This is a genomic window from Buchnera aphidicola (Mollitrichosiphum nigrofasciatum) (assembly GCF_039388045.1).
GTDB lineage: Bacteria > Pseudomonadota > Gammaproteobacteria > Enterobacterales > Enterobacteriaceae > Buchnera_K > Buchnera_K aphidicola_B.
In genome coordinates this window covers 192,113-217,753 of sequence record NZ_CP135015.1, presented here as the reverse complement: position 1 = coordinate 217,753, position 25,641 = coordinate 192,113, and the positions used below count along the sequence as shown (strand labels likewise).

The 25,641-nt window shown below is 20.6% G+C and carries 20 protein-coding genes and 1 pseudogene; 9 read left to right on the top strand and 12 right to left on the bottom strand.

Annotation, left to right across the window (positions count from 1 at the left end):
- Positions 1-139: 139 nt before the first annotated feature.
- Both RJT30_RS01010 and RJT30_RS01005 read right to left on the bottom strand, forming a co-directional pair.
- Complete coding sequence (locus tag RJT30_RS01010; RefSeq protein ID WP_343190140.1) at positions 140-1,498, bottom strand: 2-oxo acid dehydrogenase subunit E2; 1,359 nt, start codon at positions 1,496-1,498, stop codon at positions 140-142.
- 2 nt (positions 1,499-1,500) lie between these two features.
- On the bottom strand, positions 1,501-4,236 hold the full coding sequence (locus tag RJT30_RS01005) for a 2-oxoglutarate dehydrogenase E1 component (RefSeq protein ID WP_343190139.1): 2,736 nt from the start codon (positions 4,234-4,236) through the stop codon (positions 1,501-1,503).
- Between the two features lie 184 nt (positions 4,237-4,420).
- Here RJT30_RS01005 and fldA point away from each other — a divergent pair, with 184 nt between their 5' ends.
- Positions 4,421-4,930: a flavodoxin FldA gene (gene fldA, locus RJT30_RS01000; RefSeq protein WP_343190138.1), complete on the top strand. Its 510-nt coding sequence runs from the start codon at positions 4,421-4,423 to the stop codon at positions 4,928-4,930.
- Between the two features lie 110 nt (positions 4,931-5,040).
- On the opposite strand, the gene gap is transcribed toward fldA, so the two are convergent.
- The gene (gene gap, locus RJT30_RS00995) at positions 5,041-6,039 is read right to left on the bottom strand and encodes a type I glyceraldehyde-3-phosphate dehydrogenase (RefSeq protein ID WP_343190137.1); all 999 of its coding nucleotides are present in this window, start codon (positions 6,037-6,039) and stop codon (positions 5,041-5,043) included.
- 641 nt (positions 6,040-6,680) lie between these two features.
- On the opposite strand from gap, the gene gltP reads away from it, so the two are divergent.
- Positions 6,681-7,985, top strand: coding sequence for a glutamate/aspartate:proton symporter GltP (gene gltP, locus RJT30_RS00990; protein ID WP_343190136.1), 1,305 nt, complete (start codon positions 6,681-6,683; stop codon positions 7,983-7,985).
- Between the two features lie 151 nt (positions 7,986-8,136).
- Positions 8,137-9,129: a beta-propeller fold lactonase family protein gene (locus RJT30_RS00985; protein WP_343190481.1), complete on the top strand. Its 993-nt coding sequence runs from the start codon at positions 8,137-8,139 to the stop codon at positions 9,127-9,129.
- A 265-nt stretch (positions 9,130-9,394) separates the two neighbouring features.
- Here the strand turns inward: RJT30_RS00985 and glyA are convergent, their stop codons facing one another.
- The 5 genes from glyA to RJT30_RS00960 all read right to left on the bottom strand — a co-directional run bounded on the left by glyA (position 9,395) and on the right by RJT30_RS00960 (position 15,107).
- Positions 9,395-10,651, bottom strand: coding sequence for a serine hydroxymethyltransferase (gene glyA, locus RJT30_RS00980; RefSeq protein ID WP_343190480.1), 1,257 nt, complete (start codon positions 10,649-10,651; stop codon positions 9,395-9,397).
- A 50-nt stretch (positions 10,652-10,701) separates the two neighbouring features.
- Positions 10,702-11,967 (bottom strand): histidine--tRNA ligase, encoded by a 1,266-nt coding sequence (hisS, locus tag RJT30_RS00975; protein ID WP_343190479.1) that lies wholly within the window; start codon positions 11,965-11,967, stop codon positions 10,702-10,704.
- 68 nt (positions 11,968-12,035) lie between these two features.
- Positions 12,036-13,070: a 23S rRNA (adenine(2503)-C(2))-methyltransferase RlmN gene (rlmN, locus tag RJT30_RS00970; RefSeq protein WP_343190478.1), complete on the bottom strand. Its 1,035-nt coding sequence runs from the start codon at positions 13,068-13,070 to the stop codon at positions 12,036-12,038.
- A 345-nt stretch (positions 13,071-13,415) separates the two neighbouring features.
- Complete coding sequence (locus RJT30_RS00965; RefSeq protein WP_343190477.1) at positions 13,416-14,159, bottom strand: pseudouridine synthase; 744 nt, start codon at positions 14,157-14,159, stop codon at positions 13,416-13,418.
- A gap of 66 nt (positions 14,160-14,225) precedes the next feature.
- On the bottom strand, positions 14,226-15,107 hold the full coding sequence (locus RJT30_RS00960; RefSeq protein WP_343190476.1) for a DMT family transporter: 882 nt from the start codon (positions 15,105-15,107) through the stop codon (positions 14,226-14,228).
- 282 nt (positions 15,108-15,389) lie between these two features.
- Between RJT30_RS00960 and trpD the strand changes: the two genes are divergently transcribed.
- The 6 genes and pseudogenes from trpD to cls all read left to right on the top strand — a co-directional run bounded on the left by trpD (position 15,390) and on the right by cls (position 22,265).
- The gene (gene trpD, locus RJT30_RS00955; protein ID WP_343190475.1) at positions 15,390-16,397 is read left to right on the top strand and encodes an anthranilate phosphoribosyltransferase; all 1,008 of its coding nucleotides are present in this window, start codon (positions 15,390-15,392) and stop codon (positions 16,395-16,397) included.
- Positions 16,394-17,755 carry a bifunctional indole-3-glycerol-phosphate synthase TrpC/phosphoribosylanthranilate isomerase TrpF gene (trpCF, locus tag RJT30_RS00950; RefSeq protein WP_343190474.1) on the top strand — a complete coding sequence of 454 codons (1,362 nt, stop codon included), beginning with the start codon at positions 16,394-16,396 and terminating at the stop codon, positions 17,753-17,755. The genes trpD and trpCF overlap by 4 nt, the downstream gene beginning before the upstream one ends.
- A 21-nt stretch (positions 17,756-17,776) precedes the next feature.
- The gene (trpB, locus tag RJT30_RS00945; RefSeq protein WP_343190473.1) at positions 17,777-18,964 is read left to right on the top strand and encodes a tryptophan synthase subunit beta; all 1,188 of its coding nucleotides are present in this window, start codon (positions 17,777-17,779) and stop codon (positions 18,962-18,964) included.
- Positions 18,961-19,773, top strand: coding sequence for a tryptophan synthase subunit alpha (gene trpA, locus RJT30_RS00940; protein WP_343190472.1), 813 nt, complete (start codon positions 18,961-18,963; stop codon positions 19,771-19,773). The genes trpB and trpA overlap by 4 nt, the downstream gene beginning before the upstream one ends.
- A 121-nt stretch (positions 19,774-19,894) precedes the next feature.
- On the top strand, positions 19,895-20,437 hold the full coding sequence (locus RJT30_RS00935; protein WP_343190471.1) for a septation protein IspZ: 543 nt from the start codon (positions 19,895-19,897) through the stop codon (positions 20,435-20,437).
- Between the two features lie 374 nt (positions 20,438-20,811).
- Positions 20,812-22,265, top strand: a pseudogene (gene cls, locus RJT30_RS00930) (cardiolipin synthase).
- 94 nt (positions 22,266-22,359) lie between these two features.
- Here cls and ribA read toward each other — a convergent pair.
- The 4 genes from ribA to lipB all read right to left on the bottom strand — a co-directional run bounded on the left by ribA (position 22,360) and on the right by lipB (position 25,634).
- Entirely contained in the window at positions 22,360-22,947 is a 588-nt protein-coding gene (ribA, locus tag RJT30_RS00925; RefSeq protein WP_343190470.1) for a GTP cyclohydrolase II, read from the bottom strand.
- Positions 22,948-23,224: 277 nt separating this feature from the next.
- The gene (pyrF, locus tag RJT30_RS00920; RefSeq protein WP_343190469.1) at positions 23,225-23,917 is read right to left on the bottom strand and encodes an orotidine-5'-phosphate decarboxylase; all 693 of its coding nucleotides are present in this window, start codon (positions 23,915-23,917) and stop codon (positions 23,225-23,227) included.
- Between the two features lie 74 nt (positions 23,918-23,991).
- Positions 23,992-24,903 (bottom strand): lipoyl synthase, encoded by a 912-nt coding sequence (gene lipA / locus RJT30_RS00915; RefSeq protein ID WP_343190468.1) that lies wholly within the window; start codon positions 24,901-24,903, stop codon positions 23,992-23,994.
- Between the two features lie 74 nt (positions 24,904-24,977).
- A complete protein-coding gene (lipB, locus tag RJT30_RS00910) occupies positions 24,978-25,634 on the bottom strand; it encodes a lipoyl(octanoyl) transferase LipB (RefSeq protein WP_343190467.1) in 657 nt (218 codons plus the stop codon).
- Between the last annotated feature and the right edge of the window lie 7 nt (positions 25,635-25,641).

The following is a 25,641-nucleotide window of genomic DNA, read 5'->3' as shown; positions in this document are numbered from 1 at the left end:
TAAAAATATTTTAATTATATTTAATTGAATATTTTATTAAAATATTTTAATAATTTTATTAAAATATTTTATAAATATTTTTACTTTATGGTGTTAAATAAATTAACACCATAATATTAACTTTTAATAATATTATTAATTAAATATTTAACATGATACGTCTATTATCTTCTACAAGATATTTTATTCTTTTTAAAAATTCTATCGCATCTTTTCCATCTATTAAACAATGATTATAAGATAATGCTAAATACATCATTGGAAAAATATTTATTTTTTCTTTTACAACACATGCTCTATTTTGAATTGCATGCATGCCTAGTATTGCAGATTGTGGATAATTAATAATTGGAGTAGACATAAGTGATCCATATATCCCTCCATTGGAAATAGTAAAATTACCTCCAGATAATTCTTCAATAGTAAGTTTATTATTTTCGGCTTTTTGGGCTAATTCTTTAATTTTGTGTTCTATTTTTGGAATACTCATTGTGTTTGCATTTTTTAAAACAGGTGCAATTAAACCTTTAGATGTAGAAATAGCAATATTTATATCATAAGATTTATTATATATAATTTCATTATTTTCAATATATGCATTAATTATTGGAAAATATTTTAAACATTCTACAACTGCTTGTACAAAAAAAGAAATAAATCCTAATTTTATATTATGTTTTTTTTTAAATTCTTCACCATATTGTTTTCTTATTTTAATAATAGAAGACATGTTTACTTCGTTAAAAGTCGTTGCTGTTGCTGTTTTTTTTTTAGCATTTAATAATTTTTTAGCTATACTTCTACGTATATAGGACATGGGAACAGATTGTTTTTTTATGTTTTCTTCTATTTTAAGTATTTTATTATTATTTTTTGATTTTTTAAAATATTGTTTAATATTATGTTTTTTATATATTTTTTTTAAATCTTTTTTTGTAAAATTTTTATTTTCAAATTTATATTTTGAAATGATTCTTCTGATTTTAGGAGTATAATGTACTTTTTGGAAAATATTATTTTTGCATTTTTTTATGTTTAATTTTTCGACTTCATTTGTATTTATAGTTAATTCATCTTTATTAATATTTAATGCATCTTTATTAATATTTAATGCATCTTTATTAATATCTAATTGATCTTTATTAATATTTAATGCATCTTTATTAATATTTAATGCATCTTTATTAATATCTAATTGATCTTTATTAATATTTAATGCATCTTTATTAATAGTAATATTATTTTTGTTTAAATTAACTTTAATATCAATGATTCCTAATATTTCATTAGATTTAATTAAATTTCCAGGTTTTTTAAAAATATCTTGTAATACACCACAAATAGGCGCAGGTATTTCTAAAATTATTTTATCTGTTTCTATATCTATTAATTTTTCATTTTCTATGATTTTATCACCAATATTTTTATACCATTTTACAATTACAGCCTCAGCTATTGATTCAGGTAATTCTGGTGCAACAATATTAACTGTATTCATTATTAATTCTCGCAATTAATTGTACTGAATATTTGATTAATAATTTTTTTTTGTTGTTTTTTATGTATATATAAACTCCCCACTGCTGTTGTAGAAGACGCTGGACGTCCAATATATTGCAAAGAAGCTGTATATGGTATAATTTTTAATAATATGTTTTTAATATAATTCCATGATCCTTGATTACGCGGTTCCTCTTGACACCAAATGAAATCATTTATGTGCTTATATAATTGTAATAAAATTTTTAATTGTTTTTTTGGAAAAGGGTATAATTGTTCTATTCGAATTAAAGAAATATTGTAATTTTTATTCTTTTGTTTTTGTATTAATAAATCATAATATATTTTTCCAGAGCAAAAAACTACACGTGTTATTAATTTATTCGATATTTTTTTTTCTTCTACAAGAATATTTAAAAATTTTTTATTTAATAAATCTTTAAAAGTAGATTTAGCTAATGGGTGTCTTAATAATGATTTAGGAGAAAAAATTATTAATGGTTTAATAATTTTTTTAAACATGTGACGACATAATAAATGATATATTTGAGCTGGATTAGATGGTATACAAATATACATATTTTTTTCTGCACAAAGTTGCAAAAATCTCTCTATTCTAGCTGAAGAATGCTCAGGACCTTGACCTTCATAACCATGTGGTAAAAAAATAACCAAATTAGATTTTTGATTCCATTTTGTTTCAGCGGAACTAATAAATTGATCTATTACAATTTGAGCTCCGTTAATAAAATCTCCAAATTGTGCTTCCCATATAGTTAAACATTTTTCATGATTTACAATAGAATAACCATATTCAAAAGCTAAAATCGCCGCTTCGGATAATGTAGAATTCCAAATATTAAATTTTTCTTTTGAGGTAATATTTTGTAAAGGAATATATTTTTTATTTGTATTTTGATCATAAATTGCACAATGTCTATGTGCAAAAGTACCTCTTTGCACATCTTCTCCGGATAAGCGACATGAAAAACCTTTTTTTAATAATATTGCATAAGCTAAATTTTCAGCAGCTCCCCAATTAAATAATTCTTTTTTTAACACCATCTTAATTCTTGAATTATATATCTTTTTTACTTGAAGATGTATATTAATATTTTTTGGTAAATTATTAATTTTATATGCTAATTTTTGTAATTTCTTTTTTTTAACTTTGTATTTTTTTTTTTTAAAATTTTTTTTATTTTCTTTTAAGAATGAGTTAAAATGTAATTTTTTATTACTAATATTTAAAAAAATAAAGTATTTTGTATTAAAGTATGTATTATATTTTTTTTTTATTTTTGCAATATACTTATTATCAACAATTTTTTGATTTATTAATAAATTTTCATATATTTGAGTAACTGTTTTATGTTTATAAATATTTTTATACATTATAGGTTGAGTAATATTTGGATCATCTGTTTCATTATGACCATGTCTTCTGTAACTAACTAAATTTATAAATACATCTTTTTTAAATATATCTCTAAAGTTTAAAGCTAATTTTATAATATAAATTGCAGATTCTGGTTCATCAGCATTAATATGAAATATAGGTGAATCAATCATTTTAGCAATATCTGTACAAAATTTGCTAGATCGTATATCCTTTTTATTTGAAGTAGTGAAACCAATTTGGTTATTTATAATAATATGTATTGAACCACCTGTTGAATAACCCCTGGTTTGTGACATATTTAATGTTTCTTGTACAATTCCTTGTCCACAAATAGCTAAATCCCCATGCACCATAATTGGTAAAACTTTGACATTATTATTTATTTTATCAATGTATGCTCTTGCAGTACCAGAGACCACAGGATTAATAATTTCTAAATGTGAAGGATTATATAATAATTTTACAACTATTTTGTCATCATTTTTAATTTTTATAAAACGAGTATAACCTTTGTGATATTTAACATCATCACTATATGAAATATTGTGATATTCATTAGAAAATTCATAAAATACTTGGGATAATTTTTTTTTTAAAATGTTTATTAAAACATTTAAACGTCCACGATGCGCCATTCCAATAATAACATATTTTTTATTTTTTTTTTTTGCAAAATTTAAAATTGTTTTTAATATTGGTATAAAAGTTTCAGAACCTTCTAAAGAAAAACGCTTAGTCCCAGGATATTTATTACCTAAATTTTTTTCTAATAATTCTGCAGAAATTAAATTTTTTAATAAGTTTTTTTTTTTTTTTATTGAAAGATTATAATTATAAAATTTTTCTTCTAATTGATATTGTATCCATTTTTTTTCTTTTAATTTTGATAAATGACCATGTTCTATACCAATAGTATTACAATATATTTTATTAAATTTTTTAAAAATTTTTTTTATTTTTTTTTTTTTTGGAAAATATTTTTTTAAATAAAAATTATTTTCATTTATATTCAAATATTTTTTTTTAATAATATCAAATTCAATAATATTGCTATTCTTTATTAAACCTAAAGGGTCAATTTTAGCAATTTTATAACCATGTAATCTATAAGTATTTATTATTTCTTTATAAGCATTTTCTTTTATATAGTATTTTATTTTTTTTTTTTTTATTTTTTTTTGTTTTTTAATAATTTTTTTAAATTTTTTACTCCAAATATTTGCAACTGAAGATTTTTTATTCAAATATTCATGATATAAATTATCAATATATGGTTGATTAAATACTGTAAACCATGTTTTTTTTTTAAATATTATATTAGATTTTTCTTTCATATACACCTGTATAATTATTTTTAAAATAAATATATAATATAATTATCCTAATTGTCGTAAATATTTCAAATAATGTCTTATAATTAAATAATTTATTATATTTTTTAAATTACATTTTTTAAAATAATAATTAATGTACTATAATTTTTAATTAATTGTATATAATATTAGGATTATGAAAAATATGAATAATAAAAAAAATATAGGAATATTTTTTGGCAGTGACACTGGTAATACAGAATTTGTCGCCAAATTAATACAAAAAACATTATATCCTAAACAATCTTTATTATATGAGATAAATAATACAAAGAAAAAAGATATAGAATCTTGTAAAATATTGTTTTTTGGTATATCTACTTGGTACTATGGAGATATGCAATGTGATTGGGAAGATTTTTTACCTATTTTACAAACAATAAATTTCCATAACAAAAAAATAGCTTTATTTGGTTGTGGAGATCAGGAAGATTATTCGGAATATTTTTGCGATGCTATGGGTTTACTATATAAAATTTTAAAATCAAAAAAAGTAGAAATTATAGGACAATGGTCTACAAAAGGTTATTACCATACTTCATCTAAAGCTGAAATAAAAAAGAATGTATTTTGCGGATTAACTATTGATATAGATAGACAACCAAAATTAACTAAATTAAGGGTTAAAAAATGGATTAAAAACCTAAGAATATAATAAAAGATATATAAATTATACTACCGTTATTTAAATTACATGCATAACGGTAAATATAATTTACATTGTATTTTAATTTAAACCAATAAACTAAAATATTAAAATTAAAATTAATTTTTTGTTATTAATTCTAATAAATCTAACACTTTACTTGAATATCCTGATTCATTATCATACCAAGCTATAATTTTTGAAAAATGATTATTTAATGATAAACCTGCTTTAAAATCTACTATAGATGTCAGTGTATTTCCATTAAAATCAGTAGAAACTACTTCATCTTCTGTGTAACCAATAATATTTTTCATATCATTATTGGCAGCGTGTTTTATTATATTACATATATTTTTATATGTAGATTGTTTTTTATAACGTATAGTTAGATCCACCACTGAAACATTAGAAGTAGGTATACGAAATGCAATACCAGTTAATTTTCCATTTAGTTCAGGTAAAACTTTTCCAACGGCTTGTGCTGCACCAGTAGATGAAGGAATAATATTTTGCAAAATACCTCTCCCACCTCTCCAATCTTTATTTGAAGCTGAGTCTACAGTTTTTTGTGTAGCAGTTGTCGCATGTACAGTTGTCATTAAACCTTCTATAATGTTTAATTCATTATTTAAAACTTTAATTAAAGGCGCTAAACAATTTGTTGTACAAGAAGCATTAGAAACAATTTTTTCACCATTATATTTTTCAAAATTTGCACCTTTAACATACATAGGTGTATCATCTTTAGAAGGTCCTGTTAATATAACTTTTTTTGCTCCTGCTTTAATATGTCTATAAGCGGATTCTTTAGTTAAAAATAAACCAGTAGATTCTATAACAACATCAATATTTAATTTACCCCAAATTAAATTTTCTGGATCACGAATGGAAAGGATTTTTATTATATTATTATTAACAATAATTGAATCGCCTTTAATATTAATTGTGTTATTAAATGTTCCATGTGTAGAATCATATTTCAACATATATGCTATATAATTTACGTCTAAAAGATCATTTATAGCTACTATTTTTATGTTTTTTCTTTTTTGAGCTAACCTAAAAACAATCCTTCCAATTCTTCCAAATCCATTAATACCCACTCTAATAGACATATACTCACCATTTTAATTAATTATATTAATATTATATTTTACTATTTAATAAAATTTTAAATACACTAAAAAATATTTTAGCACACAAATATTATTTAATAGTTTTATTTCAATTTACTATTATATGTAATAATTTATAAAATTTATTGTATATATTTTAATAAATTTTATATTATTAAATTCATATTATTTTTTCAATTGCATTTATTTAATAATATATTATGGTTTTTAAAAAACCAAAATCATCATATTTCGTACTTTAACATCTTAAAATTCAAATTAACTTAAATTTTATTTAATCTTAAATCCTTAAATATTATATTAAAATAATTTTAAAATACAATAAAAATTTATAATATTTATTTTAATTAAATATTTTAAAAAATTAAGTTTGTATATTTTCAAAAATAAATTTTTAAACTCCTATCTTAAAATAATAAAAAATACAAATATCAAACCAAATTCACATTTTATTAAAATTATAAATATATTATTTTATATAAATATTTTAATAAAAAATTTTTAAATTATTTATATTTTTTAAATTTTATATATTTTACTGATTTAAACGCATAATAAACAAAATGTAAAATTTTTTAAAAGCGTAATTTTAAAAATATCTTATTCAGGATATAAATATTATGAAAATTTTTAAAATTAGTCTCGCTTGGCAAATTTTAATTGCTTTATTTTTAGGTAGTATTTTAGGGGTTGTTTTGCATAATAACCCCGAAAAACGTTTATTAGTAATTAATCACTTCCTTAGCCCAGCTGGAGACATTTTTACACACTTAATTAAAATGATAGTTGTACCGATAGTTATTTCAACATTAATAATTGGTATTGCATCTGTTAGTGATACTAAACAGTTAGGCAGAATAGGTATAAAAACCATAATTTATTTTGAAATTGTAACTACTTTAGCAATAATTGTAGGTATTGCTTTAGCAAATTTTTTCAAACCTGGTTCTGGAATTGATATGTCTTTATTAAAAATGGTTGATATATCTAAATATCAAAATTCTGCCATGCAAATGCAAAATATATCTCATGATTTTATGCATATTATTTTATCTTTAATACCGCAAAATATTTTTTTTTCTATTGCACATAATGATATGTTGCAAATAATATTTTTTTCAGTATTATTTGGTTTAGGTTTATCTTCCCTTCCTTTGCAAGATAGAAAACCATTAATAAATATTTTTAAATCTACTTCAGCTACTATGTTTAAAATCACTAATATAATTATGTGTTATTCTCCAATTGGTGTTTTTTCATTAATTGCGCTAACTATTTCTAATTTCGGATTTTCTTCTTTTATACCTCTAGCTAAATTAGTTGTTTTAGTATATCTTTCTATATTTTTTTTTGCCTTTATAATATTAGGGGCTATAGCACGTATTTGCAATTTCAAAATAACTGTATTAATAAGAATTTTGAAAAATGAATTAATTTTAGCATATTCTACTTCCAGTTCAGAAACAGTTTTACCACAAATTATACAAAAAATGCAAGATTATGGCGCTCCAAAGTCTATAACTAGTTTTGTCGTACCTACAGGATATTCATTTAATTTAGATGGTTCAACATTATATCAAAGTATAGCAGCAATTTTTATCGCGCAATTATATGGCATTGAATTATCTCTTTCTGATCAAATAATTTTAGTTTTAACTTTAATGATTACTTCAAAAGGTATTGCCGGCATCCCCGGAATATCTTTTGTAGTTTTACTTGCAACTTTAGGTTCTGTAGGTATTCCATTAGAAGGACTAGCGTTTATTGCTGGAGTAGATAGAATTATGGATATGGCTCGTACTGCGTTAAATGTTATAGGTAATTCTTTAGCTGTTTTAGTAATTTCTCGTTGGGAAAATCAATTTGATGATATTAAATCTAAAAAATATGAATATAAAATATTAAATAATATAATAGATAATTAAATATTGTATTAATTGTATCAGTTAATATTGTAAATTAATATTAAGATATTTAAATATTTAAATTTTAATTTAATTATTATAAAATATTGCATTTTAATAATATTTATAATAAATATTAACTGTTATAAAATAAAATAAAGAGAATATATATATGAATCAAATAATTTACATATCTAGTTCAGAAAGTAAACAAATAGAAGTATGGCGTTTAGAAAATTTTGGAATATTAAATTTAATACAAATAGTTGCATTAAAAGGTGAACCACAACCTTTATGTATCAATAAAGAAAAAAAAATATTGTATGTAGCTATTCGACCAAAATTTTACATTATATGTTATAAAATTAATCGTTTTGGTTTTATAAAATTTTATAAAAAAGTTCGTTTATCCGTTAGTTTAAATCACATTACTCTAGATGTAAATAAACAATTAATATTTTGTAGTTCTTACCATTTTAATTCATTAAATATATTTAAATTGGATGTTTTTGGTATACCTATAATTGATTCATTAATTACATTACCTAATATATTAGGATGTCATTCATCATGCTTAAGCATGGATTATAAAAAAATATTTGTTACAGCGTTAAAAGAAAATAAAATTTATGTATATAATACTGAAATTAAAAAATTTAAAATAAAAAAATTAATTAAATTAAAAAACTCAATTAACTTCGGTCCTCGTCATATGTGTATACACAACAATGGAAAATATTTATATAATATTAATGAATTAAATGGCAGTGTTGATGTATGGTATATAGAACATTTTAATAACATTCTTAAAACACAAAATATAAGTATTTTTAAAAATAATATTAACACTAAACCATGGTCAGCAGATATAATTATACACCCTTCTGGAAAATTTTTATATAGTTGTGATAGAAAATTACATTTAATTACAATATTTAAAATTTTAAATAATGGAAAATATTTAAAAATTAAAAAAAATTTTATTACTGAAATACAACCTCGTTCTTTTAATATAAATAAAAAAGGAAATATTTTGATTGTCGCTGGAGAGAAATCAAATACTATTGCATGCTATTCTATAAATTTTAACACTGGTTATATAAAATTAATTTCTATTGGAAATACTGGTAAAAATCCTTTATGGGTTTTAATTCATAATATATAATATTTATTTAAAAATAAATTTAAAAAATTTATTTATAAAATATTTTAAATATAGTAATGTAAGTAATTTAAATAAATTGTTGAAAAATTATCATATTAAAATATTTGTTAATTTAATGTTTCACATTATAATAAATTATTATTAATTATATTCTTATTATTTCACTATGAGTGTAATTAAAATATTTAATTTTAAAAATGTAATACACATAAAGTAAAATTGCATTATATTTGCTTTTATGTGTAGAATATAATTAATAATTATATTATTTATTATAAACAGGAAATTTTTTACATAATTTTAATACTTTTTTTTTAATTTTATTAATAATATTTTTATTGTCTATATTTTCTAATATATCGCTAATCCAATTAGCTATCATTTGTGATTCAATTGCCCCCATACCTCTCTTAGTTATAGCAGGTGTGCCAATTCTAATACCCGATGTAATAAAAGGACTTTGTTTATCATTTGGTATGGTATTTTTATTAACAGTAATATTTGCTTTATTTAATGCATAATCTGCTTCTTTTCCAGTTATTTTATTTTTTGTTAAATCAATAACAAATAGATGGTTGTAAGTATTTCCAGAAACTATTTTATAATTTCTTAAAATAAATGTTTGTACCATTTTTTTAGAATTTTCTAATATTTTTTTTTGATATTCTGTAAATTTTTCTTCCATTGCTTCCTTAAATGCAATAGCTTTTGCTGCAATTATATGCATTAATGGACCACCTTGTATACCTGGAAATATAGAAGAATTAATCTTTTGATGTAAACTTTTATCATTAGAACAAGACAAGATTAAACCACCTCTAGGACCTGCCAAAGTTTTATGTGTTGTAGAAGTTACAAAATGAGCATATTTTAATGGATTAGGATATAATTTTGCTGCAACTAAACCTGCGATATGTGCCATATCTACCAAAAAAAATGCGTTTACAGTATCAGCAATATGTCGAATTTTCTCCCAATCACATAAACCGGAATATGCAGAAAATCCTCCAATAATCATTTTTGGTTTATATTTTTTCGCAAGTGATTCTATTTCTTTGTAATTTACTGTGCCATTTTCATCAATTCCATAACTTATTGTATTATATAATCTACCTGAAATATTTACTTTTGAACCATGTGTTAAATGTCCTCCATGAGTTAAATCCATTCCTAAAATTAAATCTCCAGGATTTAATAATGCATTATAAATAGCAAAATTAGCTTGTGAACCAGAATGAGGTTGTACATTAACGTAATTTGCGCCAAACAAAATTTTAGCTCTTTTTATAGCAATTTTTTCGATTATATCCACGTATTTACAACCACCGTAATAACGTTTTTCTGGATATCCTTCAGCATATTTATTTGTTAATATAGAACCTTGTGCTTGCATAACTAATTTACTAGTATAATTTTCTGAAGCAATTAATTCTATATGTTCTTCTTGCCTTTTTTCTTCTTTTTTTATAGCATTCCATATTTTTATATCATAATGTTGTATAGAATTATTTTTTATAGACATGCGTTTTTCCTTGGACTTTATATTTGAAAATTATGTATAATAATAAATATTCATTTAAAAAAATTTTTAATAAAAAAATAAATATTTTTAGAAAAAACAACAACTCTTTGATTTTGTTTACAAATTTTTACAGTAATATAATTATTTCTTCTTTCTTTGTCACCTATAAAAATTAACAAATGAATATTAAATTTAGAAATATTTTTTTTTTGATTAAAGAGATAATTATTACTATGAATTGTTATTGATAAATTAGGAAAAATATTATGAATATATTCAGATAATTTTATAGCTGATAATTTATTTCTATTTTTTATAAAACAAATGAAAATATTTATGGTTTTTTTTTTCTTTGTTTTTATATTTTTATAAAGCATTACTAAGCGTTCCATTCCAATTGCAAAACCTATAGCTGGAACATGATCTTTGTTACCTAATTGTTTAAATAAAGTATCGTATCTACCTCCTGAACAAACAGTATCTTGTGTTCCTAAAGTCTTTGTTTTCCATTCAAAAACAATATTGTTATAATAGTCTAAACCTCTAACTAAATTATAATTTATATTATATGGAATATTAAATTTCTTAAGCATTATGCATAAATTATTAAAATTATTTATTGAAATTTCTCCCAAATAATCTTTTAACAAAGGCGCTTTAGATAATATTTTTTTAATAACGTTATTTTTACTATCTAATATTCTTAATGAATTGAATTTAAATTTATGTATATTAGCTTTTTTAAAATATTGAATATTTTTTTTAAAAAAATTTTTTAAATCTTTAATATATTTTATACGTTCTTTTAAAAAACCAATAGAATTAATTTCTAAAGTTAAAAAATTACAAACATTTAATTTTTTCCATATTCTATTTATTAATAATAAAATCTCTAATTCAATTTCTGAACCTTCTAAACCGAAAATTTCGGCTCCAATTTGATAAAATTGTCTAAATCTTCCTTTTTGAGGTCTTTCATATCTAAACATAGGTCCATAATACCACAATTTTAATATTTTTTCATATAGAAGATCATTTTCAATAACTGATCTGACACAACTAGCGGTAGATTCCGGACGTAATGTAATAGAAAAATTATTTTTATCATTAAAACTATACATCTCTTTATTTATATCAGTATCTTGTCCTATAGTTCTATTAAAAAGATTTGTTTGTTCTAAAATTGGAGTTCTTATTTCATTAAAACAATAGCTTGTAAATATTTCTTTAATTACATTTTCTATTTTACACCACCAAAAATATAAATTTTTTGGTAAAATATCATTCATGCCGCGTAAAGATTGAATCTTGCTCATTTTTTTAAACCTTTAATATTTAAAATTTTAAATCATTTTTTCTATAAATATTAAAATTAATATGTTTTTTATAAATCACAATTTATAAAATTTGACAATTGCCCACAAGCGGCATTAATATCCGCTCCTCTATTTTTCCTAATTTTAACAATATAACCTTTTTTAAGTAAAATATTTGCAAATTTATGCATTTGCTCATATGTACTTACGCAATATTTAGAATATTGATTATAATTCCATGGTATTAAATTAATTTTGCTAGGTATATTTTTTAATAATTCTACTAGTTCTTGTGCAAATTTAATATTATCATTAATATCTTTTAACATAACGTATTCTATCGTTACACCTCCTTTATTGGTTTTAGAGGTGTTTAAATAATTTTTAGCAGTACTTAATATAGATTCAATATTATATTTTTTATTTATAGGTACAATTTTAGAACGTAATTTATTATTAGGTGCATGTAATGATATAGCTAATCTTATATCAATTGTATTTTTTAGTTTTTCTAATCCTGGTATTATACCTACTGTTGATAATGTAATATTATATTTAGAAATACACATTCCTAAAGGATCCAGCATAATTTTAACAGCAGTAATAACATTGTTAAAATTTAATAATGGTTCTCCCATACCCATGAAAACAATATTAAGTTTTTTTCTGGATTTTTTTTTTTTAATATTTAATATTTGACCAATAATTTCTGATACTTGTAAATTACGCTTAAAACCCATATAACCTGTTGCACAAAAATCACATTTTAATACACATCCTACTTGCGAAGAAACACATATTGTATTTCTTTTTTTTTCAGGAATATAAATGGTTTCTATATAATTTGTATCTATTTGCATTAAAAATTTTATAGTACCATCGTTAGAATTTAATTTTTTAATTATTTTAGGTATACGTAATGTCGTACGATGGATCAATTTTTGTCGTAAACGGATACTTAAATTTGTCATTTTATTAAAATCATAACAATTATGATTATATATCCATTTCATTATTTGATCTGCATGAAAATATTTTTCATTAATAGATATAAAAAAATCACGCATTTTAATACGATCAAAATTTAGCAAATTTATTTTCATAATTATATTTTTAAATAATTTTAATTAATAAAATATAAAAAATTATAACATTATTTGTATAGTTTATAATTTATTATAATTTTAATGTAATTTATTATAATTTTAATGTAATTTATTTAATTATTTTATATATTTTAAATTATAATATATTATTTTAAAATATAAATATTTAAGTAATTTTTTTTTATAAATTTTATAGATATAATAAAATTATTATTTAATAATAAAATTTTTTTAAATTAATTAAAATTAAACATTACAATTTAAAATTTATTATATTAAAAATAAATATTATACAAAATCAATAATTTAAATTAATATTAAAAATTTCAATATCATTTAAATTCATATCTTTGCAAGATTTACTAAAATTCTTAATTTATTTATTTTTTTTTTACTCAATTCTGTAAATTTCCCTTTTTTTAATGATTTTGGTAAAAATATATTTGCATAACTAATTCTTATTAATTTTTTTACTGTTAATCCTATAGATTCCCATAAAATCCTGACTTCCCTATTTCTTCCTTGATATAATGTTACTACAAACCATTTATTAAATTTATCACCTTTTATAAAAAAAATATTATTAAATATAAGAAATTTTTTATTATACCATAAACCTTTTTGTAATTTTTTAAACAAATGAGTAGTTAATAAACCACAAACTTTTACTTTATAATCTCTTTTAATATTATATTTAGGATGTGCAAGTCTGTAAGCTAATTCTCCATCTGTAGTAATTAATAACAAACCTTCAGTATTAACATCTAACCTACCTATATTAATCCATTTTCCATATTTAATTACAGGTAAATGATCAAATATAGTATTATAATTTTCATTTGTTTTTTTTGAGCAAATTTGCCCAATTTTTTTATTTAATATTAACATTTTATTTAAAAATTTCAATGGGGTATTAAAACAAACACCTTTTATTTGAATAATTTTAATATCTTTTTCCTCAAAAACATCCCCAATTTTAATTAATTGATTATTTATAAATATTTCTTTATTATAAATCATTTTTTCAATATTTCTACGTGAATTAAATCCATATTTAGATAATATTTTTTGTATTTTGAAAATCATATAATTATATATATATTATAAAATTATTAATAATGATAATATATATAACATATTATAAAAAAAATTTTAAAGTTTCAAAATATTTTTAGGTAACATAGTTAATAACATACCAAATACTAAAAATATTAGTAATAAAAATTGAAATAAAGTAATATTATAAGCATAGTAATATTTATCAATAATACATACAATAAAAGGGAATAATAAAAAAACGATAGAAGTATAAAGTGAATCAATATTTTTTTGTAAATAAAAATATGATAAAATTCCAAAAATACCAATAAAATTTCCTAAATATATTATTGCAATGATAGATTTTAAAGAAAAATTCTGTATTACAGGATTTTCAATAAAATAAGATAATATTAATAACATCAAACCTGAAAATAAAGAAGGTAAGGTATTAAAAGTTAATATAGATATTTTTTTACATTTTTTTTTAGTATAAACATAAATCCAAGCATGACTTATAACAGCTATTAATAAAGTTAATATACCTTTATATGTTTGAATATTATATAACAATTCGGAAAGTAAAATAATAAAAAATGAAAATAAAGATATAGTAACACCAATAATTTGCAAAAAATGAGTTTGTGTTTTAAAATAAATACAAGAAATAATTATAATAAAAATTGGCATAGTAGAAAAAATTACAGAAGCAAAAAAAGAACTAATATAGATACTACTATATAACATTAAAGTAAAAGGTATAAAAAAATAAAATAAAGAAATTATAAATTGATATTTTATTTTATTTGTAGGAAAAAAAAAAGGAACATTATTTAAATAACATAATATTATTAATAATGGAGAAGCTAATAAAAAACGCATTCCAGTTCCAAAAATTGGAGGTATTGTTTCTGTTACTAATTTCATAACAATCCATGTCGTCCCCAGTGTAATTGAAACTATTAAAAATAATAATAATATAAATAATTTCTTCATTATACTGGTCCCTTAAACATATAATTAAATAATATAAAAAAATATAAATATTAAATATAAATATTAAATTTAAATATTAAATATTAATATTATTCAAAATAAAGATCAAGATAAAATTTTTATTTTAATAGAATTATCAATAATTTAATTTTAAAATAAATGATTATTTTAAATTTAATATATACATTATATTTAATATTTATTAAAAATATTTTAATATAATTTATTTTATTTAAAATGTTTAATATTATTTATTTAAATCCAATATTATAAGATTAAATCATGAAAAAAATTTTACAAAAAATTTATAATGGTCAATATTTAACACAAAAAGAAAGTGAAAGATTATTTAAATTCATAATTGTCAATAAAATTAATGAAATGCAATTATCAGCTCTTTTGATGACAATTAAAACCCGCGGTGAAACAATAGATGAAATTTATGGTGCAGTATTAAGTTTATTTAAAAATTGTAAATTTTTTCCACGTCCTAAATACATATTTTCTGATATTGTAGGAACAGGAGGATGTGATTTTCATACTATGAATATTTCTACTGCAACTGCTTTTGTATTAGCTGCAGCAGGATTTAAAATAGTAAAACATTGTAATTATAATATATCTAGTAAAGTCGGTTCCGCGAATATTTTAAAATCATTAAAAATACCTTTAAATATAACACCTAATCAATCACGTTTCCTTTTAGATAATTATAATATTTGTTTTTTATTAGCTCCTAAATATCATTCTAGTTTTAAATTAATTCACAAAATTAGAGCAAATCTTAATACTAGAACAATATATAATATCTTAGGACCTTTGTTAAATCCTGCAAAACCTAATTATACTATTATTGGAGTTTATAATTATAACTTAATAGATCCAATGATTAATTTATTAAAAAAATTAAATTATAAACATGCTATTGTAGTTAACAGCGATAATATTGATGAACTGACCTTACATGATATTACACATGTCGCAGAACTAAATAATAATGTAATTACTAAATATAGTTTAACAGCAAAAGATTTTGGTTTAGAACCATATTCTAAAGATGTTCTGAAAAGTGGTACAGTAACACAAAATGCTCGAATACTTAAAAACATATTACAAGGAACAAAAAAATATATTGATTTAGAACACACTGTAGCAGCAAATGTTGCTTTATTTTTAAGAAATTTAGGTTTTTTAAATTTAAAAGAAAATACTAAATATGCATTAAAAATAATTTATAGTGGAATTGCATATAAAAATCTTTTATCTATTTCTAAGAGTTGTATTATATGAAAAATAATATTTTAAAAAAAATATTAAAAAAAAAAAAAGAATGGATTCATTATAATAAAATAGCAAATCCTATTTCATCTTTTAAGAACAATATTATTAAAAGTGATAGAAATTTTTATTCAAATTTAAAAAAAGAATATCCAGCATATATTTTAGAATGTAAAAAATATTCTCCTTCTCATGGTTTGTTAAGAAATAAATTTGATTTACCAAAAATAACTAATATATATAAAAAATATGCTTCTGCAATTTCAGTTGTTACAGATGAAGAATTTTTTAAAGGATCTTTTAAAAATTTATTATTAGTAAGAAATAATGTGCACCAACCAGTATTATGTAAAGATTTTATAATAGATAAATATCAAATATATTTAGCTAGATATTATAAAGCAGATGCAATACTATTAATGTTATCTATTTTAAATGATGCACAATATATTTATTTATCTAATATTGCAAAAAAATTAAATATGGGAATTTTAACAGAAATTTATGATATTAATGAAATGCATAGAGCACAAAATTTAAAAGCTAAAGTTATTGGAATTAATAATAGAAATTTAAATGACTTAAATATTAATATTCAAAATACGCAAAAAATAGCACCTTTAATTTCAAAAAAAACTATAATAATTAGCGAATCAGGTATAAATAGTTTTAAACAAATAAAGAAGTTACGTAAGATGGTTCATGGCTTTTTAATAGGATCGTATCTTATGAAAAAAAAAAATATTGATCATGCTATTAAAAGATTAATATTTGGAAATAATAAAATTTGCGGTTTAACAAATACACAAGATGCAATATGTTCGGAAAAAAACGGTGCTATTTATGGAGGATTAATTTTATGCAAAAATTCTCCTAGAAAAATAAACATAAACAAAGCAAAAAAAATAATTTCCAACACAAATTTAAAACACGTTGCTGTATTTCAAAATAATACTGCACGTTATATTATAAATGTATGTAAAAAAATAAATTTATATGCTATTCAATTACATGGTAATGAAACACAAGAATATATAAATAATATTCGCAGAAATATAAGTTCTAAAATAAAAATATGGAAATCTATACCTATCATAAATTCTTTTCCTAATTTAAAATTTATTCATGTTAAAAAATATATTTTTGATAATATAATAGGAGGTAGTGGAAATACATTTAATTGGTCAATTTTAAAAAATAAAAAAATAAATAATATTTTTATTGCTGGAGGGTTGAATATAGATAATTGCAAAATAGCATTAAAATTTGATTGTTTTGGATTAGATTTTAATTCTGGTATAGAAAGTATTCCTGGAATTAAAAGTGAAAAAAAAATACAAAAAATTTTTAAAATATTACGTACATTTTAATATTATAAAAGGTAATTTAAAATGACTTTATTAAACCCATATTTTGGTTCATTTGGTGGTATGTATGTTCCTCAAATATTAATTCCTGCATTATATGATTTAGAAAAGATATTTTTTAATTCTTTAAAAGATGAATTATTTAAAAAAAAATTACATTATTTATTAAAAAACTATGCAGGAAGACCAACTCCATTAACTCTTTGTCGCAATATTACCAAAGGAACAAATACTAAAATATACCTTAAAAGAGAAGATTTATTACATGGTGGAGCGCATAAAACTAATCAAGTAATAGGGCAATTGTTATTAACTAAAAAAATGAATAAAAAAAATATTATAGCTGAAACAGGTGCAGGACAACATGGAGTTGCAACTGCCATGGTATCATCATTTTTTGGAATAAAATGTCGTATTTATATGGGTCAAAAAGATATACAAAGACAATCACAAAATGTTTTGCGTATGAAATTACTAGGAGCTAAAATTATACCAGTACATAGTGGCTCCAAATCTTTAAAAGATGCCTGCAATGAAGCTATAAGAGATTGGTCAGAAAATTATGAAAATTCACATTATATGATCGGAACTTCTGCTGGACCACACCCATATCCAACTATAGTTAAAGAATTTCAAAAAATAATTGGTAAAGAAACTAAAAAACAAATTTTAAAAGCTGAAGGAAAATTACCAGACTCCATAATCGCATGTGTAGGAGGAGGATCTAATGCTATAGGAATTTTTTCTGATTTTATTAAGCACAAAGAAGTACAATTAATTGGAATTGAACCAGGTGGATTAGGTGTAAATAGCGGCAAACATGGCGCTCCTTTGACAAATGGTAGAACAGGTATTTATTTTGGAATGAAAACACCAATTATGCAAAATAAAAATGGTCAAATTAAAAAATCATGGTCTATTTCTGCAGGATTAGATTTTCCCGCTGTTGGTCCAGAACACGCTTGGTTAAAAGAAACTAAAAGAGCTAAATATTATAGTATTAATGACAAATATGCTGTAATGGCTTTCAAAAAATTATGTAAATATGAAGGTATTATACCTGCTTTAGAATCATCACATGCATTAGCTTATGCTTTAAAAATAATGAATCAAAATCCAAATAAAAAACAAACTTTAATAGTTAATTTGTCAGGTAGAGGGGATAAAGATATTGCAACTATAAATAAATTTAATAATAAGGAGATATTATGAATCGTTATTATAAATTATTTCAACAATTAAAAAAAAGGGAAGAGGGATGTTTTATACCTTTTGTAATATTAGGCGACCCTAATATTGAATTATCATATAAAATTATTAATACAATGATTTATTCTGGAGCAGATGCATTAGAATTAGGTTTTCCGTTTTCCGACCCTATGGCTGACGGAAAAATTATACAATCAGCAAATATTCGTGCTTTAAAAAATAATATAAATTATATAAAATGTTTTGAATTATTACAAAAAATAAGAAAAAAATTTCCCAATATACCTATTGGTTTATTACTTTACGCAAATATTATTTTTAATATAGGAGTTAAAAATTTTTATAAAAAATGCCATGAATTAAATATAGATTCTATACTTATTGTAGATGTTCCTATAGAAGAATCTGTTTCATTTTTATATTTATCTAAAAAATACCAAATTGCGCAAATTTTTATTTGCCCGCCAAATGCAGATGATGCATTAATTACAAAAATTTCTTTATATGCAGAAGGATATATATATATATTATCTAGAACAGGTGTAACAGGTATTACACAAAAAACTATAAAACCATGTGAAACAATTATTAAAAAATTTAATAACTTAACTAAAACACCTTTAATTCAAGGTTTTGGTATTTATGATATTAAACAAATAAAAGAAAGTATAAAATTAGGCATTAATGGAGTAATATGCGGTTCAATTATAATTCAAATTATTGAAAAAAACATACATAATTCAAAAATAATATTATTAAAAATACAAAAATTAATAAAAATTTTAAAAAAATCTACTAAAATTTTATGCTAATTAATGATATTTTAAAAAATAAATATTTACTAGTTTAATATTATAAATATATTTTTTAAAAAAATAATTAAATGATATATTTAAATTTATGTATTTAAAACAATTTTATTATAGGTGTAATATGAAGAAATTTATTGATATATTACCAATATTATGTTTTTTCCTATTTTATAAAAAATATGACATTTTTATAGCATCTAATACATTAATTATAACTTCTGGTTTAACTATTGCTATTAAATGGTTAATTTATAAAGAAATAAAAAAATTTGATATTATCAGTTTTGTCTATATAGTTTTTTTTACAACTTTAACTATAATATTACATGATAGCCAATTTATAAAATTAAAACCAACTTTCGTTTATTTTTCTTTAGCTATTTTTTTATTTATCAATCATATATGGATGAAAAAATTATTTATTAAAAAAATTTTAAAAAAAAAATTTATATTACCTGACTCTATATATAGAAAAATAAATATATCTTGGATATTTTTTTTAATATTATGTGGTTTTAGTAATGCTTATGTAGCTTTAAATTCACCAGATAACATTTGGGTAAATTTTAAAATTTTTATTTTAAATTTGGCTATTTTGATATTTGTTATATTAAATTTAATTTATATAAAATATACAATTTCAAAAAATGATAAACTGAAATAAAATAATATAAAAAAAATTAAATAAAAAAAGATATTTATAAAAAATTAGGATTTAAAATATTATAAAAAAATTTAAATAATAAATTTTTAATATTAAATAAAAATTGTATTGCGCTTATTTATACAATTTATATTTTTGTTTATTATAATATTATTAAAATAAATAAAAAAAATTAATAACGTAATATTTAAAAATTATATTAATAAATTAAAATTACTTAAAAACAAATTTTTAAAAATTTTAAAAATATTTGTCATTAATTTTGCTTAAATATAATTCTATTTAAATGCAAGATAAAATAATTTAAATATATAATTTATTTAAAATATTAAAAATTTTTAAATAATATAAATTTTAAATATTTGGAAAGAAACATGGATAAATACATTTTAATATCAACTAATTTGTTTTTTTTAAAATATTTTTTGATATACCTAATTATTGCAATAGAGATTTTTAAAAAAAAAAAATCTCAATTTTTATTATGCAAATGATTTTTTTGTTATTATTTTTAATAATTATATTATTATGGATTCAATGTATTAAAAAAAAACCTAATAAAAAAAAAAGAATATCATGCATCATGTTTTCAAAAAAAAAATATTATTTAAAATTTATTAATTCTTTACATTATAATTATAAAAAAAAAATTAGTGATGTAGCACAACCTTTATTGCAATTATGCAAAAAGCGCCAAGGGTTATCTGGATTAACTAATAAAAAAATAAAAATATTTACTAATTCTAATAATATCATAAAAAAAATAATATACGATATAAAAAAAGCAACTAAAACTATCGATATTGTTTTTTATATTTGGCAACCTGGTGGTATTGCAGATGATGTAGCAAATGCTTTAATTAAATCTTCTAAAAAAGGTATTAAATGTAAATTAATGTTAGATTCTACAGGTAGTTCAAAATTTTTTCGAAGTAAATGGGTTCAAAAAATGAAAAACTCTGGTATTAAAATAGTTGAAGCTTTAAAAATAAAATTTTCAAATATATTTTTAAAAAGAATCGATCTTAGACAACATAGAAAAATAATTTTAATTGATAATTATATTGTATATACTGGAAGCATGAACTTAGTTGATCCGGAATTATTTAAACAAAATTCTGGTTTAGGAAAATGGATTGATATTATGGTTCGAATAGAAGGAACTATAGCAGCAACTATAGGTTTAATTTTCTCTTGTGATTGGGAATTGGAAACAGGTAAAAAAGAAAAAAAAAAAATACCCAAAAAATTAAAAAAATTCACAACAATTGAAAAAAATCCCATTTCAATAGAAGTTATACCTTCAGGTCCAGGTTATTTAAAAAATATAATACATCAAGTATTATTAACTGCAATATATTCTGCAAAAAAAAAAATAATCTTAACCACTCCCTATTTAGTACCTAGTGAGCATTTATTATATGCAATTTGCATAGCTGCACAAAGAGGCGTAAAAGTTATTATTATTTTACCCAAAAAAAATGATTCTTTTTTAGTACATTGGGCTAGCAGAGCTTATTTTACAGAACTATTAGAATCAGGAGTAAAAATTTATCAATGCAAAAAAGGATTATTACATAGTAAAAGTGTGTTAATAGATGATCAATTGAGCTTAATTGGAACATTTAATTTAGATATGCGTAGCATTTGGTTAAATTTTGAAATAACTTTAGTTATTGATGATATAAATTTTAGTAAAAGATTAACAAAAATACAAAATAAATATATTGCACATTCTAAATTAATCATTCTGAAATTATGGTATCTACGTGCATTTTGGAAGCGTTGTATAGAAAATTTTACTTACTTATTTAATTCTTTATTATAAATTTAAATATTTAATAATAATTTATTTTAAATAACTAATGTAAATTTAAAATTTTTTTAAATAATATACTATACTTTATTATTTAATATGATTATTAAAAATCAAATATATGTCCCATTTTTTTTTCTTTTGTACTTAAATAATTAAAATTTTTTTTATTTTTTCCTATAATTAAAGGAATTCTTTCCAAAATATCTAATCCTGTTGCAGATAACATTTTTACTTTAAAAGGGTTATTAGTTAATAATCTTATACTAATAACACCTAATATCTTAAAAATATCTGCACAAATAGAAAAATCTCTTTCATCTGCAGAAAAACCTAATTTATGATTAGCTTCTACAGTGTCAAAACCAGAATCTTGTAAAGCATAAGCATTTAATTTATTTAATAAACCAATATTTCTTCCTTCTTGTCTATGATATATCAATATACCTTTCTTCTCTTTAGCAATCATCATTAAAGCGGTTTTTAATTGAAAACCACAATCACATCTTAAACTAAATAACGCATCTCCAGTTAAACATTCTGAATGGACTCTAGATAAAACAGCAGCATTATTATTTACGTTACCATAAATTAATGCTAAATGAGATTTTTTATTAATTTTTTCTTCAAAACCAATAATTGAAAATTTACCCCAAGGTGTAGGTAAAATTGATTTAACAGATTTTTTTAACATTTCGATATTCCTTAAAAAATTTTACTATTTTAAATTAATATAATATAAATATTACAAAATACATAAATTTATATTTAAAATAATATAATTAAAATTTTATTAAATTTAAAAATATTCTATAAATAAAATGTTTTTAATAATTAAAAGATATATTATAAAAACATATTTTAATATTTTAAATAATATATTTAAATATTATAAAGTGATATAATTTAATACATAAAACAAAAAAATTTAAGTATTTAATTATTGTAATCTATATATAAAACAAAAAAATTTACAAAATAAAAATTTTTTTTAAAATATCTAAAGGATTTATTGCAGCTGTTACAGTTCTACCTAAAACAATATAATCTATATTATATTTTCTAGCTATTTTAGGGGTAATAACATTATATTGATCATTATTATTATCTCTTTCTAACCTAATTCCTGGTACAACATATTTAAATTTTTTATTTATATTTATAATTTTATTTTTAATATATTTGAAAAATACACCAGGACATATTACTCCATCTAAATTGCAGTTAAAAGCAATCTTAGATAATAGTAAAGCTTGTTTTTGCATAGAATTTACAATACCTAATTCAATAAAATTTTTAATATTAAAACTAGTTAAAATAGTAACACCCATTAACAAAGGAGCATCATACTTAAAGTATTTTAAAGCTGACTTGGCGGATCTTAACATATCACTACCACCAGAAGTATGAATACTTAACATCCATACCCCCATATCTGCAGAAGCTAGTACAGAATTAAAAATTGTATCAGGAGTGTCAAAAAATTTTAAATCTAAGAAAATTTTAAAATTTAATTTTTGCAACTCATAAATAAATTTTTTACCAAATAATGTAAACATTTTATTTCCAATTTTTAAATAATATAATTTAGGATCTATATTATATACTAAATTCATTGCTTCTTTTTTAGAACTATAATCTAAAGCTATAATAATTTTAGTCATAATAACACCTATCAAGTTTTTAAAATAATTAATAATATTTAAAAAATTATTATTTAAATTACAATAAAACAAATTTATACAATAATTTGTTTTGAAGCATGATATGAAGAACGCACAAAAACACCACAATATGCTTTAGCAAAACCCATACTTATTGCTTTTTTTTGAATTTGTGAAAATTCATAAGGTGTATAATATTTTACTACAGGTAAATGATTTTTACTAGGTTGTAAATATTGTCCAATTGTCAACATACTAACATTATTTTTTAATAAATCGATTAAAACTTTTATAATTTCACTTTTTGTTTCTCCTAAACCAACCATTAATCCTGATTTTGTTGGAATATTGGGAAATAATTTATTAAATTTTTTTAATAATTTTAATGAATTATAATAATTTGCACCTGGTCTTATTTTTTTATATAAACGCGGTATACTTTCAATATTGTGATTAAAAACATCTGGAGTGTTATCTACAATATATTGTAAAGCAATATTGATTTTCTTTCGAAAATCAGGTACTAAAATTTCAATTTTAGTCTTCAAACCATTTATTTTACGTATTTCTTTAATACAATTAGCAAAATGCAATGCTCCAGCATCTTTTAAATCATCTCGATTTACTGAAGTTAAAACAACGTATTTTAATTTTAATTTATAAATTAATTGTGCTAATCTTAATGGTTCTTTTTTATCTACAATATTGGGTCTACCATTCTTTATTGCGCAAAATGGACATGATCTTGTACAAATATTTCCTAAAATCATAAATGTTGCAGTTTTATTATTAAAACATTCAGGTAAATTAGGACATAAAGCATTTTCACATACTGTGATTAACTTATTCTTTTTAAGAATAGATTTCATTTTATTAATTTTTTTATTATCAACAGGTAATTTAATTTTAATCCAATTTGGTTTTACCAAATTTTTTTTTTTTTGAATATTTTTAATTGGAATTAATTTATTTATATCATATTTCATATATTATAATTTTATTTTATAAAATTTAATTTCGCATATATTTAATATACAATGCTTTTTTAAAAATAAATTTTTTATTTAAAGAATTTAAATTTTTTTATATCTTTATATATTATTTTTTTTATTTTAAGAATTTTTACAAAATTATATAAAAATTTTTTCTTTAATTGTATAAAAGAAGTTTTAGAGCAAAAATCAGATATTTGAGTCATCTTCATATATTTATCTCCACACGGTGTTATTAAATTAAATGGAGATAAATTCATTTTAACATTAATTGATAAACCATGTAATGTAAAACCATTTATTATTCTTAATCCAATAGAACAAATTTTTTTATTATTGACATATACACCTGGAAAAAAAAGTTTATTATATGCTACAATTGAAAAATAATTTAAAGTCTTTATTACACAATTTTCTATTATACTTATGAGTTTACGTGGATTAAGATTATATAATTTAATATTTATTAATAAATATATAATTTGTTGCCCAGGACCATGATATGTTATTTCACCACCTCTATTTGTATATACACAAGGGATATTAGTTTTAACATTAATTTGCTTTGAATTTAATCTTTGACCAAATGTAAATATAGGATAATGTTCTACAAACCAAATTTCATCTATAGAAAACATAGTTCTTTGAACAGTAAAAGAATGCATTTCTAAAAAAACAACTTTCCAATCTATTAAACCAAAATCCCGAACAATAATACAACTCAAAATATAT